This is a genomic window from Clostridia bacterium, from assembly GCA_019683875.1.
Classification (GTDB): Bacteria; Bacillota; Sulfobacillia; order RBS10-35; family Bu92; genus Bu92.
In genome coordinates this window covers 1-2,612 of the sequence record JADGHN010000182.1, presented here as the reverse complement: position 1 = coordinate 2,612, position 2,612 = coordinate 1, and the positions used below count along the sequence as shown (strand labels likewise).

At 70.6% G+C, this 2,612-nt stretch carries 3 protein-coding genes; all 3 read left to right on the top strand.

Going from position 1 to position 2,612, the window contains the following annotated elements:
* Window positions 1–715: Na/Pi cotransporter family protein (locus tag IRZ18_09655; GenBank protein MBX5477371.1), on the top strand; the 715-nt coding region annotated here is incomplete at its 5' end.
* A 132-nt stretch (window positions 716–847) separates the two neighbouring features.
* The gene (gene gap / locus IRZ18_09650; protein ID MBX5477370.1) at window positions 848–1,858 is read left to right on the top strand and encodes a type I glyceraldehyde-3-phosphate dehydrogenase; all 1,011 of its coding nucleotides are present in this window, start codon (window positions 848–850) and stop codon (window positions 1,856–1,858) included.
* A 1-nt stretch (window position 1,859) separates the two neighbouring features.
* A partial coding sequence (locus IRZ18_09645; protein ID MBX5477369.1) for a phosphoglycerate kinase occupies window positions 1,860–2,612 on the top strand: 753 nt, incomplete at its 3' end.

The following is a 2,612-nucleotide window of genomic DNA, read 5'->3' as shown; positions in this document are numbered from 1 at the left end:
CCTCGCGGACGCCGGGCTGCTGGACCTTTCCGCGGCGGCGTGCCTCGTCCTGGGCGCGAATGTCGGCACGACGCTGACGGCCCACCTGCTCGCCTTCGGTCTCGGGTCGGAGGCCGGCTGGCTCCTCCTCGCGGCCGGGATCCCCATGTGGTCGCGCCCTCGCTGGCGCGGCGGCGGACTGGCCGCTGCGGGCATGGGGCTCGTGATCCTTGGCTTGAAGTGGATGGAAGGCGCCCTCGCCCCGCTGGGGCAGCACCCGGCGTTCAGCGCGGCCCTCGCCGGCTTGGCGCGTTCGCCGCTCCTGGGCGTGGCCGCGGGCGCGGCGATGACGACGGTCGTGCTGTCGAGCGCCGTCACCATCGGCATCCTGCAGAAGCTCGTGGCGGGCGGCCTGCTTCCCCTGAGCGCGGCGCTGCCGGTGTTGTACGGCGACAACGTCGGCACGACCACCGACACGCTCCTTGCCAGCCTGGCCGCCGGTCGCGCCGGGCGCCGCCTCGCCGTGTTCCACCTGCTCTTCAACGTCGCGGGCTCGATCCTGTTCCTGGGCCTCACGCCCTGGGTGGCCGGCTGGGTCGCGTCGTGGAGCGCGGTGCCGGAACGCCAGGTGGCGCTCGCGCACACGCTCTTCAACGCCGCGAATGCCGCGCTCTGGCTGCCGGGGCGCGGCTGGCTGCTCGCCGCCGCGGAACGCATCGTTCCCAGCCGGCGGTAGGCTTCCTGGCCACCGCGCCCCGCCCCCTCGCCCGGAGTTCTTCCGGCGCCGGGCGCACGCGCTCGTCCGGGCGGGGCCGCCCGTCCGGGTATAATTGAAGGGCCACAAATATTGCCTTGAGGGCGGTGCGCAATGGCTGTACGCGTCGGCATCAACGGATTCGGCAGCATCGGGCGGCGCTTCTTCCGGCAGACGCTGGACAGGCCGGATGTGGAGGTCGTCGCCGTCAACGACATCGGCAGCGTGGAGACGTCCGCTCACCTGCTGAAGTACGACACGAACTACGGCCGCTTCCCACGCGAGGTGCGCGTCGACAACGGGGATCTGGTCGTCGGCGACCGCCGCCTCAAGTTCTTCGCGGAGCGTGATCCGGCCGCGATTCCGTGGAAGGACTGCGGCGTCGACGTCGTCATCGAGTCGACGGGCCTCTTCACGGACCGGGAGAAGGCGATCGTGCACATCGAGAAGGGCGGAGCCAAGAAAGTCATCATCTCGGCGCCCGGCAAGAACGAGGACATCACGATCGTCATGGGCGTCAACGAGAAGAGCTACGACCCGCAGAAGCACCACGTCATCTCGAACGCTTCCTGCACCACGAACTGCCTCGCGCCGCTCGTCAAGGTGCTCGACGAGGCGTTCGGCGTCGAGCACGGGCTCATGACCACGGTGCACGCCTACACCAACGACCAGCGCGTGCTCGACCTGCCGCACAAGGATCTCCGGCGGGCGCGCGCGGCAGGGTTGAACATCATCCCCACCACGACCGGCGCCGCGCGTGCCGTTGGCAAGGTGCTGCCGCACCTCAACGGGAAGCTGAACGGATTCGCGCTGCGCGTGCCCACGTCCGTCGTGTCCGTCGTCGACTTCGTCGCCGTGACGAAGAAGCCCGTCACGGTGGAAGCCGCGAACGACGCGTTCCGCGCGGCCGCCGCGGGGCCGCTGAAGGGCATCCTCGGCGTCGAAGAGGAGGAGCTCGTGTCGAGCGACTTCAAGGGTGACCCGCGCTCCTCCATCGTCGACCTGCCGCTCACCATGGCGATGGGCGACCACATGGTGAAGGCCGTGGCCTGGTACGACAACGAGTGGGGGTATTCCGCGCGCCTCGTCGACCTGTGCGCCTTCCTGGGCGAACGGGGGATGTGACGTGGCCCGCAAGCGCACGATCCGCGACGCGGACGTGGCCGGGAAGCGGGTCCTCGTCCGCGTCGACTTCAACGTGCCCCAGGACGAGCACGGCGCCGTCGCCGACGACTCCCGCATCCGCGCCGCCCTGCCGACGATCCGCGCGCTCGTGGAGCGGGGCGCGCGCGTCGTGTTGATGTCGCACCTCGGGCGGCCGAAGGGGCAGGTCGTGCCCAGGCTGAGCCTGCGGCCGGTGGCGGCGCGCCTGGAGGAGCTGCTCGGGCGGCCGGTGGCCTTTGCCGAGGATTGCGTGGGCGGGCCGGCCGCCAAGGTCGTGGACGCGCTCGCGGACGGCGGCGTGGCGCTGCTTGAAAACCTTCGCTTCCACCCGGAAGAGGAGCGCAACGACCCGAACTTCGCGGAGGAACTGGCGGCGCTCGGCGATCTCTTCGTCAACGACGCGTTTGGCGCGGCGCACCGCGCGCATGCCTCGACGGTCGGCGTCGCCCGGCTGCTGCCCAGCTACTGCGGGCTTCTGATGGAACGGGAGATCGACGCCCTGTCCCGGCTTCTTGAGCCGGAGCGGCCGTTCGTGGCGATCATCGGGGGCGCGAAGATCTCGGACAAGATCGGCGTCCTGCGCCACCTCCTGGGCCGCGTCGACCGGATCCTCTTCGGCGGCGGCATGGCGAACACGCTGCTCGTGGCGCTGGGCTACGACATGGCGGACTCGCTCGTCGAGGCGGACAAGGTCGAGGAGGCGAAGGCGCTCATC

What these genes read in the sequence shown, in the direction of transcription:
- gap (MBX5477370.1), top strand. Translation starts at nt 848, where the DNA reads ATGGCTGTACGCGTCGGCATCAACGGATTCGGCAGCATCGGGCGGCGC.